General features: G+C 74.2%; 17 protein-coding genes. 7 read left to right on the plus strand and 10 right to left on the minus strand.

Going from position 1 to position 15725, the window contains the following annotated elements; genetic code table 11:
• The first annotated feature begins 249 nt into the window (after positions 1-249).
• The gene (locus tag IEZ27_RS49975; RefSeq protein WP_189653713.1) at positions 250-1152 is read left to right on the plus strand and encodes an aldo/keto reductase; all 903 of its coding nucleotides are present in this window, start codon (positions 250-252) and stop codon (positions 1150-1152) included.
• Positions 1153-1343: 191 nt separating this feature from the next.
• Here IEZ27_RS49975 and IEZ27_RS49980 read toward each other — a convergent pair whose 3' ends face one another.
• From IEZ27_RS49980 to IEZ27_RS50000, 5 genes are read right to left on the minus strand one after another with little or no spacing between them, the layout of a single operon-like run.
• Complete coding sequence (locus IEZ27_RS49980) at positions 1344-1985, minus strand: LuxR C-terminal-related transcriptional regulator (RefSeq protein WP_189653714.1); 642 nt, start codon at positions 1983-1985, stop codon at positions 1344-1346.
• Positions 1973-3163 carry a sensor histidine kinase gene (locus IEZ27_RS49985; RefSeq protein ID WP_229825060.1) on the minus strand — a complete coding sequence of 397 codons (1191 nt, stop codon included), beginning with the start codon at positions 3161-3163 and terminating at the stop codon, positions 1973-1975. The genes IEZ27_RS49980 and IEZ27_RS49985 overlap by 13 nt, the downstream gene beginning before the upstream one ends.
• A 40-nt stretch (positions 3164-3203) precedes the next feature.
• Positions 3204-5603 carry an FtsX-like permease family protein gene (locus IEZ27_RS49990; protein WP_189653715.1) on the minus strand — a complete coding sequence of 800 codons (2400 nt, stop codon included), beginning with the start codon at positions 5601-5603 and terminating at the stop codon, positions 3204-3206.
• On the minus strand, positions 5600-6349 hold the full coding sequence (locus tag IEZ27_RS49995; protein WP_446686192.1) for an ABC transporter ATP-binding protein: 750 nt from the start codon (positions 6347-6349) through the stop codon (positions 5600-5602). Before IEZ27_RS49995 ends, IEZ27_RS49990 begins: the two co-directional genes overlap by 4 nt.
• Positions 6346-6588, minus strand: coding sequence for a hypothetical protein (locus IEZ27_RS50000; RefSeq protein WP_189653716.1), 243 nt, complete (start codon positions 6586-6588; stop codon positions 6346-6348). Before IEZ27_RS50000 ends, IEZ27_RS49995 begins: the two co-directional genes overlap by 4 nt.
• Positions 6589-6695: 107 nt before the next feature.
• On the opposite strand from IEZ27_RS50000, the gene IEZ27_RS50005 reads away from it, so the two are divergent.
• Positions 6696-7460, plus strand: a complete 765-nt coding sequence (locus IEZ27_RS50005; RefSeq protein WP_189653717.1) for an NAD(P)-binding domain-containing protein — start codon at positions 6696-6698, stop codon at positions 7458-7460.
• A 53-nt stretch (positions 7461-7513) separates the two neighbouring features.
• Here IEZ27_RS50005 and IEZ27_RS50010 read toward each other — a convergent pair whose 3' ends face one another.
• Complete coding sequence (locus IEZ27_RS50010; protein ID WP_189653718.1) at positions 7514-7657, minus strand: hypothetical protein; 144 nt, start codon at positions 7655-7657, stop codon at positions 7514-7516.
• A gap of 198 nt (positions 7658-7855) precedes the next feature.
• Positions 7856-8644 (minus strand): class I SAM-dependent methyltransferase, encoded by a 789-nt coding sequence (locus IEZ27_RS50015; protein WP_189653719.1) that lies wholly within the window; start codon positions 8642-8644, stop codon positions 7856-7858.
• 98 nt (positions 8645-8742) lie between these two features.
• On the opposite strand from IEZ27_RS50015, the gene IEZ27_RS50020 reads away from it, so the two are divergent.
• The 3 genes from IEZ27_RS50020 to IEZ27_RS50030 are packed head-to-tail and all read left to right on the plus strand — an operon-like array spanning position 8743 to position 10292.
• Positions 8743-9132 (plus strand): hypothetical protein, encoded by a 390-nt coding sequence (locus tag IEZ27_RS50020; protein WP_189653720.1) that lies wholly within the window; start codon positions 8743-8745, stop codon positions 9130-9132.
• A gap of 1 nt (position 9133) precedes the next feature.
• Positions 9134-9730, plus strand: coding sequence for a TetR/AcrR family transcriptional regulator (locus IEZ27_RS50025; RefSeq protein ID WP_189653721.1), 597 nt, complete (start codon positions 9134-9136; stop codon positions 9728-9730).
• A 25-nt stretch (positions 9731-9755) separates the two neighbouring features.
• The gene (locus IEZ27_RS50030) at positions 9756-10292 is read left to right on the plus strand and encodes a GNAT family N-acetyltransferase (protein WP_229825061.1); all 537 of its coding nucleotides are present in this window, start codon (positions 9756-9758) and stop codon (positions 10290-10292) included.
• A gap of 31 nt (positions 10293-10323) precedes the next feature.
• Here the strand turns inward: IEZ27_RS50030 and sigJ are convergent, their stop codons facing one another.
• On the minus strand, positions 10324-11217 hold the full coding sequence (gene sigJ, locus IEZ27_RS50035; RefSeq protein ID WP_189653722.1) for an RNA polymerase sigma factor SigJ: 894 nt from the start codon (positions 11215-11217) through the stop codon (positions 10324-10326).
• Between the two features lie 152 nt (positions 11218-11369).
• On the opposite strand from sigJ, the gene IEZ27_RS50040 reads away from it, so the two are divergent.
• Positions 11370-11897 carry a YceI family protein gene (locus IEZ27_RS50040; protein WP_189653723.1) on the plus strand — a complete coding sequence of 176 codons (528 nt, stop codon included), beginning with the start codon at positions 11370-11372 and terminating at the stop codon, positions 11895-11897.
• Positions 11898-11938: 41 nt separating this feature from the next.
• Here the strand turns inward: IEZ27_RS50040 and IEZ27_RS50045 are convergent, their stop codons facing one another.
• Together IEZ27_RS50045 and IEZ27_RS50050 are read right to left on the minus strand one after the other, a co-directional pair.
• Positions 11939-12835: a polysaccharide deacetylase family protein gene (locus IEZ27_RS50045; protein ID WP_189653724.1), complete on the minus strand. Its 897-nt coding sequence runs from the start codon at positions 12833-12835 to the stop codon at positions 11939-11941.
• Between the two features lie 281 nt (positions 12836-13116).
• Positions 13117-14298 carry a GDSL-type esterase/lipase family protein gene (locus IEZ27_RS50050; RefSeq protein ID WP_189653725.1) on the minus strand — a complete coding sequence of 394 codons (1182 nt, stop codon included), beginning with the start codon at positions 14296-14298 and terminating at the stop codon, positions 13117-13119.
• Positions 14299-14436: 138 nt separating this feature from the next.
• Here IEZ27_RS50050 and IEZ27_RS50055 point away from each other — a divergent pair, with 138 nt between their 5' ends.
• A complete protein-coding gene (locus IEZ27_RS50055; RefSeq protein WP_229825062.1) occupies positions 14437-15717 on the plus strand; it encodes a cytochrome P450 in 1281 nt (426 codons plus the stop codon).
• The last annotated feature ends 8 nt before the right edge of the window (positions 15718-15725 follow it).

Raw genomic sequence — 15725 nt, forward strand, 5'->3', positions numbered from 1 at the left:
TCGCGGCGCTCTTCCTCACCACCGAGGCCGTCATCGCCGAGAAGCCCGAGAAGACCCCTGCTGCTCCGGCCGGCATGCCCGGCGGCGGCGACATGGACTTCTAGCCCCTCCAACCACCACACCTAGCCCCCCAACCACCACACCTAGCCCCTCCCACCACCACACCGGAAGGCGCGACATGCACATCTGCGGCCCCGGCCACCCGCCGGACCGTCCCCCCACCACCCCTTCGACCAGGAGGACGGCGACGTGACGCTGCCGACCGCGACACTCGGCCGTACCGGCCTGCGGGTGAGCCGTCTCGGCTACGGAGCCATGGAGCTGCGCGGGCCGGAGGCGTGGGGCCCGCCGGTGAACGACGACGAAGCCCGCACCGTCCTGAACGAGGCCCTCGACGCGGGCATCAACCTCATCGACACCTCACCCGACTACGGCGAGGCCGAGGAGCACATCGGCCGCTGGATCTCCCACCGCCGCGACGAGTTCGTCCTGATGGGCAAGTGCGGCTGCCCGGTCACGGGCGGCGACCCGGCGCACGTCTACACGAGGGCGAACGTCCGCGCGTGCGTCGAGCGCAGCCTGCGCCGGATGCGTACCGACCACCTCGACGTCCTGATGGTCCATCTGAGCCCGAGCGTCGCCGTGATGGAGGCCGAGGACACCGTCGCCGAGATGCGGGCGCTCCAGGACGAGGGCGCGATCCGCTTCACCGGCATGTCGGGGGAGCTGCCCCACCTGCCCGACCACCTCGCGATGGGGGTGTTCGACGTGTTCCTGCTGCCGTACTCGGCGCTCGACCGTTCCCACGAGGAGTTCGCCGGGGCCGCGGCGGCAGCCGGTGCGGGGACGATCGCCCGCGGCTCGGTCGCCCGCTCGCTGGTGCCGCCGCCCGAGGCCGTGCCGGAGCCGATCCGCCGCCCGCTGGCCGACCGCCACGCGCGACTGGCCGCCGCCCGGCTGGACGAGCTGGCGGACGGCGCCCCGGTGACCGAACTTCTGCTGCGGTACATCCTCGGCCGCCCGGAGCTGCACTCCCTGATCGTCGGCTCGGCCCAGGCCGCGCACCTGCGGGCCAACATCACCGCCGCAACCAAGGGCCCGCTCCCGCCCGACGTCCACAACGCCGTACACGACCGCCTGTACCCGGGGTGAGCCGAGGTGCGCAGCCCTCTCATGTCAGGGGGAGGGGCGTTCCGGGACGAGGGAAGGCGATGGGGGAGGGGGTGATCGGGGAGGGGTTTAAGGGGCAAAGGGCCGAAGGGGCGAAGGGGCGAAGGGGCGTGTTGGGGCAAAGGGGGGATGGGGGAGAGGCCGTGCTTGAGGGGGTTTGCGTGGTGGGAGGGTTATTGGCCGTCGAGGAAGGTCAGGACGGCCAGCACTCGGCGGTGGCCGCCGTCCGAGACCGCCAGTCCGAGCTTGGCGAAGATGCTGCCGATGTGCTTGTGCACCGCATTGTCGGTGACGGTCAACCGCTGCCCGATCTCGTTGTTGCTCAGTCCCTGGGCCATCCAGGACAGCACTTCGCGTTCCCGCGCCGTGAGGCTGTCCAGGCCGTCGCCCCGGCCCATCATGAGCTGGGCGATGACCTCGGGGTCCATGACCGTGCCGCCCGCGGCGACCCGGCGGACGTCCTCGACGAACTGGCTCACCCGGCTGACCCGGTCCTTGAGCAGGTAGCCGACGCCGCCGGAGCCGTGGGCGAGCAGCTCGCGGGCGTAGATGCGCTCGACGTACTGGGACAGGACCAGGATGGGCAGGGTGGGGTCGGCGTTCCGGAGGGCGACGGCGGCCCTGATGCCCTCGTCGCGGAAGGACGGCGGCAGCCGCACGTCGGCGATCACCAGGTCGGGCCGGTGCGCGGCGACGGCGTCCATGAGGCCGCCGGCGTCCGGCACGACCGCGGCCACCTCGATGTCCTTGCTGGTCAGCAGCAGCTCCAGCCCGGTCGAGAGCAGAACGTTGTCCTCGGCGATCACGACGCGCATGGCAGCTCCACGACGAGACGGGTGGGCCCTCCGAGAGGGCTGTCGATGGTGACTGCGCCGTCGAGCGCGGCGGCCCTGCTGCGGATTCCGGTGACGCCGGTGCCGCGGCTCTCGTCCACGCCGCCCTTGCCGTCGTCGCAGATCTCGATGCGCAGTGTACGCCCCGACGTCAGCCGTACGGTGACGCGGCCGGCGCCGCTGTGCTTGGCGGCGTTCGTGACGGCCTCGGCCACGATGAAGTAGGCCGCCGTCTCGACCGCGGCGGGTACGGAGCCGAGGCCGCTCACGTCCGTCTCGACGGGCACCCCGGCCTTCGCCGTCACGGCGGCCACGGCCCCGGCCAGACCCCGGTCGGCCAGGACGGGCGGGTACATCGTGCGGATCACCTGCCGCAACTCGGTCATCGCCTCCTCGGCGCCCTCGTGCGCGTCCTTCAACAGCCGGCCGACGGGCCCGCCGTCGTCGTCGAGCGCCTCGCGGGCCATGGCCAGCCGCATCGCGATGGCGACCAGCCGGGCCTGGGTGCCGTCGTGCAGGTCGCGCTCGATGCGGCGCAGCTCGGCGGCGTGCGCGTCGAGGACGTTCGACCTGCTCTCGGTCAGCTCGCCGACCCGCTCGGCCAGCCGGTCGGCCTCCGAGGGGGCGAGCGCGGCCAGGCAGGCGCGGGCGTGCAGCCGGGCCAGCCGCGGCAGCGCCCACCAGGCCAGCGGCGCGGCCAGGACGACCTGCGCGACGCCCATGCCGATCGCCTGCTCCCATCCGGTGACCGGGAGGGCCACCAGCAGCCGCAGCGGGTCGTCCGCGGGGAACAACCACCACAGCGGGGCCTCCAGCACGGGGTTCACCAGCAGCCCGGCCACCCCGAGCGCGGCCAGCGCGGCGGGCAGGCCCATGACGACGTGCAGCGCCGTCCAGCGCAGGTCACGCCTGGCCCGCGTGCCCATGAGGAGCTGCCGCCACTGGTCGCGCACCCCGGTCACGGCGGGCGGCGCCGGACGGGCCGGCACGGCGACCCCCAGCACCGCGCCGGCCTGCACGCGCTGCCACTCGGTCCACCGGTGGAGCACCGCCATCATGCGCGGCACCAGGACCAGCCCCGCCCCGCCCACCGGGACGAGCGCCAGGCCCACAGCGAGCACCGCCAGCGAGACCATCGCCGCCAGGGCCGACGCGAACACGATCAAGTGATACCGAACGAACCGCCACAGAGCTTTCACGTCACGTCATGATCTTCCGGGCGGGTAGCTCCATCGCGAGGGACACAATCGTCATCACTGCCAGGATAGAGGCCGGGACCAGCCACAACGGCCCGGCAGGCAGCGGGCGGGCCAGGAAGCCCACGCTCAGCAGCACCAGCGGCACCGCCGACAGCACCAGCCCCGACAGCGACGCCCCGGCGCCCACGAGCAGCGCCTCCCAGCGCACCACCCGCCTGAGCTGACGCCGGGTCAGGCCGATCGCGCGCAGCCCGGCGAACTCCTCCCGGCGCGCGGTCGTCGTCGCCACCAGCCGGTTGGCGACCGCCACCAGCACGTAGCCCAGCAGCACGGCGAGCACGGCCACGTTCACCAGCGTCTGGGCCGAGGCCATGGCGGCCTGCGGTCCCGCGGCGCGGCTGTCGAAGCGCAGCCCGGGGCGGCTCGCGAGGTCGCCGAAGTCGGCAGGACGGGCCAGCACCGCGCTGTCCAGGCCGGTCGTCGTGTGCGCGGCGGCCAGGTCGCGGGAGACCACGATCGGGCCGAACCCGAGGCCGCGCCGGTAGGTGGCGGCCACCCGCGCCCGCACCCGCGCGCCGTCGCCCATGATCATGTCCATGGTCCGGCCCACCTGGCCCAGGCCCTCTTCCACCGCGACGGCCGCGCCCTTGAGTCCGGACAGGCCGCCGTCGGCGAGGTCCAGGTCGACCAGGCCCTCGGCGTCCGGGCCGAGCGCCATGGCGGGCCTGGCCATCAGGGCGGGGCTGTCGCCGGTCAGCAGCGGCTCGGTGACCACGGTCGTCATCGCCATGCCCGCCGCCTTCGTCCGCGACCGCACGTCGGCCAGCAGGTCGCGCGGGACGCCGCCGAGCTCCGGAGCGGTGATCGTGACGAGGCCGCGCAGGCCCAGGGCGACCTCGTCGGCGCGCGCCCTCTCCATCGTGGTCTGGGAGAGCACCACGCTGAGGCCGAGCGTGAGGACCATGCCGAGGGCGGCCACGGCCCCGGCGGTGCGCAGCGCGTACCCGTGGGAGTTGTGCACCGCCAGCCACAGCGGGCCGGGCAGCCGCGTCATGAGCCGCGACCCGGACACCGCCCTGGCCACCTCCTGCACCAGCCGCGGGCCGGCCAGCGCCAGGCCGATCACCGCGACGATCGACGCGATGCCCGGACCGATCATGCCCGCCTCGCTCCGCACGAACAGCGGCGTCACGGACAGCGCCAGCGCGGCGAGCATGAGCAGCAGCCCCGCCCGGGTCCGCCCCGGCGACGGCGTGCGCGGCTCGGGCAGCCCGGAGACCACCGGCATGCGCGAGACCCGCAGCGACCCCGCCCACGCGGCCACCCGCGTGACGCCGAGCAGCAGCAGCGTCGCGGCCACGGCCGGCAGCGGCCCGTACACCAGCGGCTGGTCCGCGCGAATCAGCCCGATCCCGGCCAGCAGCTCGCCGAAGCGGGCGGCCAGGAAGTAGCCGAGCGCGGCCCCGAACGGCACGGCCGGCAGCGCCGCCGCCGCGGCCTGGACGGCCACCAGCCTGCGCACCTGACGCGGCGTCGCGCCGGCCGCGCGCAGCAGGGCGAGGTCGCGGCGCTGCCGGTTGACCGACAGCGCCAGGCCACCGCCCACCACGAACCCGACCACCAGCAGGCTGATCCCGCCGATCGAGGAGGGCAGGACCAGCAGCAGCCCGCGGCCGGCCGCCGCGCCCGGCGACTCCGCGTCGGCCCGGTCCCGGCCGGTGGCGTACTCGTAGCCGTCGCCCAGGCGGGCCTTCAGCCGGGCGGCCAGCGTCTCGGGGGAGACGCCGGGCTCCGCGCGGACCGCGACGAGGTCCACCGTCCGCGCCCGGCCCGCCGTCCGGGCGGCCAGGGCGGTGGCGACGGCGTCGGTGAAGTACACGCCGGGGGCGTCCACCACGGCGCTCACCCGGTAGGTGCCCGGCGTGCCGGCCGCCGTCAGCCGCAGCCGGTCGCCGACCCGCGCGCCGCTCACCGCGATCTCGTCGGCGGCGCGCGGCGCCCGCCCGGCGGTGATCCGGCCGCTCAGCGCCAGGGACGACCAGCCGTGCCCGGCGGTGGCCGGGTCGGCGGTCCGCCCGGCCGTCCCGGACCCGACGGCGGCGGGAAAGGCGAGGTCACCAGCCACGGCCGCCACGCCGGGCACCCCGGACGCCGAGGCGACCAGCGAGCCGGGGATCCTGGCGCGTTCGGGCAGCGCGATGTCCGGCTCCTCCTTCAGCGGGATCGTCTGCCGGGCCGAGACCAGCACGTCCGCGCCCGAGAGCCGCAGGGGCGGCTGCGCGCGGAAGGCCGAGTCCACCAGCACCCCGGTCCCGGTCACCAGCGCCATCCCGCCCAGCACCGCCGCGAACACCACGACCAGCCCGCCCGCCTTGGCGAGCGCCAGCGCGAGCCTGATCATGCGACCCGCTCCTCGCTCAGCCGCGCCAGCCGGACGGCCAGGTCCTCGGCGGTCGGGGCGGGCAGGACGTCGAGGACCCGCCCGTCGGCCATGACCACGGTGTCGTGCGCGCGGGCCGCGGCGGCCGGGTCGTGGGTGACCATGACGACGGTCTGGCCCAGGTCGTCGACCAGCTCGCGCAGCAGGTCCAGCACGTGGGCGGCGCTGCGCAGGTCGAGGGCGCCGGTGGGCTCGTCGGCGAACACCACGTCGGGGCGCGCGGCCAGGGCCCGGACGATCGCCGCCCGCTGCTGCTGGCCGCCCGACAACTCCGTGGGCAGGTGCCGCATCCGGTCGCGCAGGCCCATCCGGTCGACCAGTTCGCCGAGCCAGGCCCGGTCCGGGCGAACCCCGGCCATCCGCAACGGCAACGTGACGTTGTCCTCGACGGTCACGGTGGGCAGCAGGTTGTAGGACTGGAACACGTAGCCCAGGTGCTTCCTGCGCCACTCCGTGCGCCTGGTCTCCGACATGCGGGTGACCTCGGCGCCGCAGATGGTGATCTCGCCGGACGTCGGCGGCTCCAGGGCCGCGGCGGCCTGCAGGAGGGTGCTCTTCCCCGAGCCCGACGGCCCCATCACGGCCACGAACCGGCCGCGCGGGAAGGCCAGCGTGACGTCGTCGAGGGCGACCACGTCACCGTAGGTCTTGCTCACGCGCTCCAGCGTGACGACCGCCTCCATGACGGGCCTCACGACCGCGCTCACGACCGGCCCCCGGCGAAGCGCAGGATCAGCAGCCCGGCGATGCCCGCCACGCCCACCACGCCCGACGCCAGCCCGAGGGCGGTCAGATCGCCCCGCATGACGATATTGGCCGCCACGTTCACCGACGCGCCGCCCACCGCCATGATCCACAGCAGGGGGCGCGACGCCGATCGCCGCGGCCGGGTCCGCGGGCTGTGCGCCGCCCGCTCATATGTGTCAATTCTGTACGGATCGCTCATGAGGACAACGCTATGGACACCGGTCTCCGCGCTGAATCCCGCCAGCAACCGAAGTAACGGTACAGACTGCTGTAGTACGTACGACCACGGATCGGGAGGAAGACTTGGTGCAGCGGATCGGGGTCATCGGGGTGGGCGAGATCGGCCGGGCCATCGTGACGGGCCTGTGCGAGGCGCCCGGCGAGCGTCCCGAGGTGTTCCTCTCCCCACGCGGAGCGCGCGCCGCCAAGGAGCTGTCGGAGCGGTACGAAGGCGTCCGGGTCTGCGCCGGCAACCAGGAGGTGGTGGACCGTTCGGAGCTGGTCATCGTCGCCGTACGCCCGCCGGACCGGCACGAGGCGCTGGCCGGCCTGCGCGTGGACGACGACCGGATCGTGGTCAACGTGATGGCCGGCGTCGCGAACGACGACCTGCGCGGGCAACTCGCCACCGGCGCCACGCTGGTACGGGCCATCCCCATGCCCGCCGTCCGCGACCGCGAATCGGTCACGGTGACCTGCCCGGCGCACCCGGCGGTGGACGCCCTCTTCGACCGCCTGGGCGGGGTGCTGCCGGTCGAGGACGAGGCCGCCTTCAACGTCTTCTCCGCGCTGTCGGCGACGCTGACCACCCACCTGTCCTACCTCGCCACGCTCACCTCGTGGGCCGCCGGCCACGGCCTCCCCGCCGAGGTCGCCGAACGCTACGTCCGCGGCCTCTTCCAGGACCTCGGGCGCGCCCTGGGCGACGAGAGCCGTTCGCTGCGGCAGCTCGCGGCCGACCACGAGACCCCGAACGGCAGCAACGAGCGTATCCGCACCACCTGGTTCACCCCCGCCACCTCCGCGGCCCTCACCCAGGCCCTCGACGACCTGCTCGACCGCCTCGACTGACCGCCTCGACCGACCGCCTCAACCGACCGCGTCACCCCGGACCGGGTCGCCGTTCACCGGCAGTCCTTCCGCTCGGGCGCGCAGAACCGGACCTCGGGCCCGGCCGGCAGCGGCACGTCGGTGAACGTCTGGAGGTCCGCGCCGGGCAGCAGCAGCCACCGCTTCCAGCCGGACAGCACCTCCAGTCGCGGTCCCACGAGTTGTCGCGCCCGCCGGGCGGGTGGCCCGCCGACCCCAGGAACAGGAACGGCCGCGACAGGCCGCCCTTCGGGATCCGGGCGTACGTGGTGCCGTCTAGGTCGAGGCCGGCAGGCCGCGTCCGGCCCGGTCAGCCGGTCCAGCACGAAGGAGACGCCGGCCACCCGCACCGCCGTCAAGGGCGTGTAGGAAAAGGCTCAGGACTCCCGGCGGGCGACGGTCAGCAGGTGGCCGCTGACGCCCAGCAGCGAGGGCTCCGACTCCATCGAGCGCTGGGCGTCCAGGAGCAGGGTCCGGCGGGCGGGGTCGTCGAGCCAGTCGGCGACGTCGCCGTAGAGCCAGAAAGGGCCTTCCAGACCGTACTGCGCGGCGCCGGGGAGGCCGGCGTCGGCGAACTCGGCGCACACCTCGTCCGGCTGGTGGAAGTAGGCGGTGAATCCGCGCCGGGGTGAGCGCATGACGCCGTGCGCCGCGGCGGCTCGGGCCGCCTCCCGCTGGGGTTCCTCCAGGTACGTCCCCAGGTGGACGGTGTCGAGCACGGCCGCGTGCCGGTTGATGGTGGCCGCCGCCACGAGCCCGCCGGGTCGTACGGCGCGCCGCGCCTCGCGCAGGGCCCGCATCCGGTCGGCCCGTTCGGCCACATGGTAGAGCGGGCCCAGCAGCAGAACGACGTCCGCGCCCTGATCGGGCACCGGCAGCCGGCGCGCGTCCCCAAGCGCGGCGCGCAGCCCCGGCACTCCGGCCGCCCGCTCCACGTGCAACGGGACCGGGTCGAGCAGGGTCACCTCGTAGCCGTCGGCCAGCAGCCATTCGGCGTGCACGCCGGTGCCGCCGCCGACGTCGAGGACTCTGGCCGGGGGTGGGGGCAGTGTGCGGCGGAGCACGTCCTGGGTGCGCCAGAACTCCAGGCGGCCGCGGCCCTCGCGTAGCCGATCATGCTCCAGGTCCTGTGCGTAGTAGGTCAGCACCTCGGGTGTCACGGTCATGATCGATCATGACCGGCCCGCCGCGCCGCGGGCAAAGGAATTAGCCGGACGCCGGATCCCGCGCGCGTTTTCTTATCCAAGCGAATAAATTTATCCGCATGGATAACAACAAGGTCTGGCCGCTCGTCCGCGGTCTCTTCGTCGCCGTCCTCGTCGTCTCGATCGCGACGCTCGGCGTCGCCGCCGTCGTCGGCGGCAACTGGGTGGTGTGGGTACGCGCCGCCGCCGTCGCCGCGGCCTCCGCCTGGCTCGTCGCCCTCGCCGGACAGGCCGCGCGGGGCAGGCGGGCCGCCTACGTGCGCATCCGCTTCGTCTCCCTCGCCGCGCCCGTCGGCATCGTGCTCATCCTCCTCGCGCCGGACAGCGGCTATCCGCTGTGGATGAAGGCCGAGCAGGGCGTGGTCGGCCTCCTGGTCGCCGCCGTCGCGGTCGTCGTCAACCGACGTGCCGTGCGCGAGGCGTTCCCGAGGCGTGGCAAGCTGGGCTGACATGGAGAGCTCCGGAACCCGTCAGGCGGCCACCGAGGCCCGGAAGGCCCAGATCGCCGCGGCGGCGATCGCCGTGCTCGCCGAGCGGGGTTACGCGGAGACCACCTTCGACTCCATCTGCGAGCGCGCCGGGCTCAGCAGCAAGAGGCTCATCTCCTACCACTTCTCCACCAAGGACCAGCTCTTCGAGGCCGTCGTCCGGCAGGTCGTCACCGACGCCGCCGCCTCCATGCGGCCGGCGATCGAGGCCGCCTCCGGGGCCCGCGCCCAGCTTGAGGCGTTCATCAGGGCGAACGTCGCCTTCATCGCCGCCCACCCCGCCCACGTGCGCGCGGTCCAGCAGATCGCGTTCAACCGCACGCCCGTGGGGGGCGGTGAGCGGGACGCCGCGATCGGCCGGCTGGCCGCCCTGTTCGAGGACGGCCGGCGTACGGGGGCGTTCCGGGCGTTCGACAGCGTCCTGATGGCCATGGCCCTGCGCGCCGCCATCGACGCGGTGGCCGACCGGGTCGCCGGTGGCCTCGACCCCGACCACTGCGCCACCGAGCTCGTCGACCTCTTCGACCGGGCCACCGCGAAAACCCCGTCGCCGTCCTGACCGGCCGCCCGGCATCATGGTCGTCATGCCGGGTCTGCCGGGTCTCGTCGATCCCTCCGAGCGGTTGCGGCCCTCGTTCCTGGCGGCGGTGGCCGAGTTCCGGGCCGACCGGGACTTCCCGGTCCCGTGGTTCGTCCAGGACGTCGATCCCGAGGCGCTGACCGGCCGGGCGGGCTTCGCCGCGTACGTGGCGCGGCTGCTCGGCGAGCGCACCGAGGCGGGCGTCCGCGACGGGTTCGTGCCCATGACGACGCTGTGGTGGGTGGACGGCGAACGTTTCCTGGGCAGGCTGGCCGTCCGCCACCGGCTCACCCCGGCGCTGGAGCGGCTGGGCGGCCACATCGGCTACGACGTGCGGCCCGGCGCCCGGCGGCGGGGGCACGCGACGGCGATGCTCGCGGCGGCGCTGCCGATCGCGCGGCGGCTGGGCGTCACCAGCGCGCTGGTCATGTGCGACCGGACGAACACCGCCTCCCGGCGCGTCATCGAGGCCAACGGCGGCCGGCTGCTCGACCTCACCGACCGCAAACGCCGCTACCTGGTGCCCACGGACCCCGCGTAGCCGCCTCCTGGGCGCCCGGTTCCGACGGCGGTCAGCCCGCCGTCCACGGGCGGAGCTTGTCGGGGTTGCGTACGGCCCAGAAGTGCCTGATCCGGTCGTTCACCACCTCGAAGGCCATCACCACCACCGTGACGCCGTCCTGCTGGGCCACCAGGCCGGGCTGGCCGTTGACCGTGCGCTCCAGGATCGTCAGGCCCGGCGCCCGCTCGGCGAGGTCGACCAGGTAGCGCGCGATCCGCTCGCCGCCCTCGACCGGCTCCAGCACGGCGCTGACCAGGCCGCCGCCGTCGGCGACGCCGGTGGCGTCGGGATCGAGCAGGGCGACCAGGGCCTTGATGTCCTTGGCCTCCCACGCCTGCTTGAACCCCCGGACGATGCCCGCCTGCCGGGCCACCGGCGTCACCGGGGCCCGCGCGGCCCGGATACGGCCGCGGGCCGAGGAGGCCAGCTGGCGGCAGGCCGCCGGAGTACGGCCGACGACCTCGGCCACCTCGGCGAAGGGGTAGCGGAAGACGTCGTGCAGGATGAACGCGACCCGCTCGGCCGGGGTCATCGACTCCAGGACGACGAGGAAGGCCATGTTGACCGACTCGTCCAGGGTCACCCGGTCGGCCGGGTCGTCGCCGGGCCATTCCGCGCGGTCCGGGAGCGGTTCGGGGATCCATTCGCCGACGTAGCGCTCGCGGCGGGCACGCGCCGAGCCGAGCAGGTCCAGGCAGATACGCCCGGCGACCCTGGTCAGCCAGGCGCCCGGGACGTCGATCGCCTCCTGCTGCTCCCGCGACATGGCGTACCAGCGGGCGTAGGTCTCCTGGACGACGTCCTCGGCGTCGGCCAGCGAGCCCAGCAGCCGGTAGGCCAGGTTGATGAGCTGCCGCCGCTCGCTCATGATCGCGTCCAGGCCAGGGTCGGATGGGGTGGTCATGGTGTCGCCGGCCTTCCTCGTGTCGTGTTCGTCCTGCGGCAGTACGACGAGACGGCCCCGCCAAACGTCAGGCCGTACGCCGCCTGACATTCGGCGGCGGTGCGTCGTCGTACGACCGAGACGGCACCCTTCCCCTCCAGGAGCGAACAGCGATGACCAGCACGACCAGCCTCAGCACGCTCACCGGCGACTACGTGATCGACCCCACCGGCACCCGGATCGGCTTCGTCGCCCGGCACACGATGGCCTCCAGGGTACGCGGGCGGTTCGACGACTTCGAAGGCGCTCTGCGCCTCGACGGCGACGACCCGTCGAGGTCCGATGTCCGGCTCGCGATCCGGTCGCACAGCATCCGCACCGGCAGCGAGCAGCGCGACGGGCACCTGCGCGGCAGGTTCCTGCGCGTCGGCGACCACCCGTCCATCACCTTCACCTCGACCGGCGCCGAACGGACCGGCGAGGCCGCGTTCCGGCTCACCGGCGACCTGACCATGTGCGGCGTGACCCAGCCGGTCGCCCTGGACCTCACGCTGACCGGCGACGGCGACCGGGTCCGCTTCGGCGGCGGCGCCACGATCGACCGCCTGGACTGGGGCGTCAACTGGAACGCCGCGACCGCGCTCCTGGTCGCCCGAAAGGTGGTGCTGGAACTCGACGTCACCGCGACCCGCCGCCCCTGACCCCGGAAGCCCTGGGTTCCGGAGGACGGCCCGGGTAGGGGTCAGGGGCGCTGCCCGCGTTGCGCGGCCCGCAGGTCCAGCCAGCCGATCATCTTGACGTCCTCGGCGTCCAGGACCTCGCGGACGTCGGGGTCGGTGAACAGGCCCAGCTCCCACCCGCGCTTGGCCGCGCCCGGCATGATCGCGCGCAGCTCGTCGGTGTCCTCGAAGGGATGGATGTAGATCTCCGTCACACCCGGCCGCAGCGCGCGCAGCAGCTCGATCATGTCCTTCTTGAGCGAGTCGTAGTCCTCGCCGTCGGACTGGTGGAAGGGCAGCGACCACAGGTGGTCGAGGATCACCACCCCGGCCTCGTCGGCGGCCGCGGCCAGGGCCCGCGCCACGGGCTCCAGTTCCTCCGGCGCGCCGGTGCCCGCCAGTGAGCGGGGCAGGCGGAAGGGCAGGCCGTACTCGGCGCACACCGGTAGGACGACGTCCAGGAAGTGGCGTCCGGTGGCCAGGCCGTACAGGCTGCCCATGTGGTTGTCGGCGTGGGAGGGGTCCAGGCCGAGCGCGACGGCCTTGCGGATCTGGTTGACGATCTCGATCCGGACCTCGTCCGGGTCGGCGGCCCGTTCGAAGGAGGCGCAGTCGCGGGGGAAGCAGCCGCTCTCGTCCACCAGGGTGGTGACGGGGTGGTCCCGGGTGACCGGGCCCCAGCGGTAGCCCTCCCACTCGCTGGTCAGCGTCAGGTGCACCCCGACGTCGAAGCCCTTGGCCTCGGCGGCGGCCTGCGGCGCCCACGGGCAGGGCGTCATCAGCGTGGCCGAACTGATCGCCCCGGCGCGCAGGAGCGAGGTGATGCCGAGGTTGGCCGACCTGCTCATGCCGTAGTCGTCGGCGTTGACGATGAGCAGCCGGTCGTCGGGGGCGTGGCCGAGCCGGGAGGCGAGCGTCATCAGGAGACCCTTCGTAGGTGAGGCCGGTGGACGGTCGGGGAGCGGTGGCGACCGCGGTGTCGACTGCGGTGGCGGCCTCGCGGGCGGGCCGGATCGCCGGTCACGGCAGGCTCGGGCCCGACGCCCGGCACCATGGACGCGCTCATCCCGGTCACCCACCCCGGCCCCCCGCCGAAGCGCCCGCCGGGCGCCCGCCTGGTACCGCTGGCTCACGAGTCCTCACGGCCGTAGGCAGGTCAGCAAGATTCCTCCCCAGATCGTGCAGTACCCGACAACCCTCGTCAAGGACCCGAAGGCGCCGAGAACGGCCCGCCGGAGCCGAAGGCCAGCTCGGCGAAGCGGTCGCCGATGCGCAGGTGGGCGGCCGCGTCCGGATGGAGGCCGTCCGGGAGCGGCAGCTCGTCGAAGTCCGCCTCGCCGTAGAGGGCGCGGCCGTCGAGGTGGTGCAGGTTCGGGTCCTCGGCCGCCCGCAGGCGTACGACGCCGGCCAGCTCCTCCCGGATCACGCCGAGGGTCAGCTTCCCGGCGGCGCGCTCGGCGGGGTCGCCGGTGGCCAGGAACCGTACGCGCCCGTTCCGCAGCGCGGCCGGGTCGAAGGCGCTGGGCCCCGGGGTGACCTCGTGGACGGGACAGTAGAGGGGCGAGACGACCAGCAGCGGCGTGCGGGGATGCCCCTCGCGGACGGTGTCGAGGAACCCGTGCACCGCCGGGGTGAAGGCACGCAGGCGCATCAGGTCGGCGTTGACCAGGTTGATGCCGATCTTGAGGCTGATCAGGTCGGCGGGCGTGTCCCGGACGGCCCGCGCGGTGAACGGGTCGAGCAGCGCGTTCCCGCCCAGCCCCAGGTTGACCAGCTCGACCGCGCCGAGCCCGGCCGCACGGGCGGGCCAGGTGGCGGTGGGGCTCGCGGCGTCCGACCCCTGGCTGATCGAGCTGCCGTGGTGCAGCCACACCCGCCGCCCCCGGTCCGGCACGGGCTGCACGGCGGCGTCGGTGCGCAGGGCGACGAGCTCGGTGGTCTCGTTGTGCGGGAGCCAGATCTCGACGTCCTTGAGACGGCCGGGCAGGCCGGTGAAACGCAGGGTGCCGGACGGGCCCGCGCTGTGCGTGGCGGCGCCCGTGGCCAGGTCGACGGTCAGGGTGTCGCCCCCGCTCACGCCGGCCTGGGCGGTGAGGCGGCCGTCGACGAGCAGGTCGTACACGCCGTCCGGGCGCGGCGGGACGCCGGTGTAGACGCGCCGGGTGCGCAGCGTGTCCAGCTCGACGGCGGTGGCGGCGGTGCGGAAGGCCAGCCGCACCCCGGAGGGCTGCGACTCCGCCATGGCCAGCCGCGGGTCGGCGCACTGGGCGCGGGCGCGGGCGGGCAGCCGGTGCGGCAGCAGGCCGTGCTCGGTGCGTTCCAGGTCGAGGGCGCCGCGCAGGAGGCTCGCGGTGATGGGCGTGGTGATCCAGTCGGCGGGCATGGTGATCTTCCGGTTCGTACGGCGTGTCCCGGCCGGGCGGCTCCCGGGAGCCTTCCCGGCAACCGTACCGGGTGGGCCCGCGCGGCTCGCCGGGCCGGTGCCCTTGCCCCGGGGGCGCGTCCGCGAGACGGTGGCCTGGTGCGTGACATCCCCGGTCCACCCCCTCAGGCAGACGGCGGGCTGAGCGCGATCTCGGCCGCGGGCGGCCTGCACACCTACCAGCTCGAACTGCACGAACGGTACGGCCCGCTGGTCCGCTTCCAGCTCCCCGGCGCGCCGGCGGCGATCTCGGTGGCCGATCCCGTGCTGCTGGAGGCCACGGCCGCGATCGACAAGCGCCCCGACAAGCTCTTCGAGTTCCTGGAGCCTCTCTGCGAGGCCGGCAACCTGCAGACGCTCCCCGCCGCCGAGCACGGCCCCTTCCGTCGTGTCCTGCTCTCGGTCCTGGCCGGACGCCGCTCGCACGAGGCGCACTTCGCCGGCTTCGTCACCCTGGCCACCGAGCTGGCCGACCGCTGGGAACGCCGCGCCGCCGACGGCCCGGTGGCCCTCCAGCACGACCTGAGCGAGCTGTCCCTGCGCATGATCGCCCAGTACGCCCTGGGCGGCGGCCTCGCCGACCCCGCCCGGGTGGTGAGCGCGTTCGAGACCGTGCTGACCGTGTACCTGGGCCGCCTGTACGAGCGCGGCGACGACGCGGCCCGGGGTGAGCGGGCGCTGGCGTACCTGCGCGAGGTCGTGGACGGGGTGCTGGCGCGCGGCGGCAGCGAACTGGTCACCGCCCTGGCCGAGGCGGACATGTCGCCCGCGCGGATCAGGGACACCGTGCTCATGATCATGCTCGCGGCCCACCACACCACCGGCGTGGCCGTCTCCTGGACGCTCCATCTGCTGGCCGGCAACCCCGGCCCCGCCGCCCGGGTGGCCGCCGAGGTGGACGACGTGCTCGGCGCGCGCCCCGCCCCCGAGTACGCCGACCTGCGCCGCCTGACGTACCTGGAGATGGCGCTCAAGGAGTCGATGCGCCTCTACCCGCCCGGCCCGTACGGCGCCCGCGAGACCACCGAGGACCTCCTCCTCGGCCCCCACCGCGTCCCGGCGGGCACCACGATCTTCTACCCCTTCTGGGCCGTGCACCTCGACCCGCGCCACTGGCCCGACCCGCACGCGTTCAGGCCCGGCAGGTTCACCCCCGAGGAGCAGGCCGCCCGCCCCCGCTACGCCTACCTCCCGTTCGGCCTCGGGCCGCGCGGCTGCGAGGGGGCGAGCCTGGCCATGGTCGAGACCCAGCTGGTGCTGGCGGTGCTGCTCAGGAGGTTCGCCTTCGAGCCGGTCGAGGACCACCCGGTGACGCCGGTCGAACGTTTCGTCCTGTGGGCCGAGCACGACATCCGGCTGCGCCTGACCCGCCGCCCGTAGAGGCCGGA

Source organism: Nonomuraea spiralis (genome assembly GCF_014648435.1).
GTDB classification, from domain to species: Bacteria; Actinomycetota; Actinomycetes; order Streptosporangiales; family Streptosporangiaceae; genus Nonomuraea; species Nonomuraea spiralis.